Origin of the sequence: Peptostreptococcus stomatis DSM 17678 (assembly GCF_000147675.1) — a bacterium.
Classification (GTDB): Bacteria; Bacillota; Clostridia; order Peptostreptococcales; family Peptostreptococcaceae; genus Peptostreptococcus; species Peptostreptococcus stomatis.
This window is the reverse complement of the sequence record NZ_ADGQ01000017.1, coordinates 1-226: the sequence shown is the minus strand read 5'-3', so window position 1 is coordinate 226 and position 226 is coordinate 1. Positions and strand designations below refer to the sequence as shown.

The following is a 226-nucleotide window of genomic DNA, read 5'->3' as shown; positions in this document are numbered from 1 at the left end:
AATGAGTCCTTTAAGGACAATTGATTAATCGTTTAAACCATGTAAGACAAACTTACTTGATTTAAACCACAAACAAACCAAGCCAGATATTTTAGAGATAACAATAGTCTGAGCACAGTAACAAATTTTTTATGAGAGTTTGATCCTGGCTCAGGATGAACGCTGGCGGCGTGCCTAACACATGCAAGTCGAGCGAGGGTTTGCTCAGTATTGAGTATTCTAAAGA

The 226-nt window shown here is 38.1% G+C and carries 1 rRNA gene; it reads left to right on the top strand.

The features are described from left to right. Positions 1 to 127: 127 nt before the first annotated feature. A 16S ribosomal RNA gene (locus HMPREF0634_RS09815) occupies positions 128 to 226 on the top strand; the annotation flags it as partial.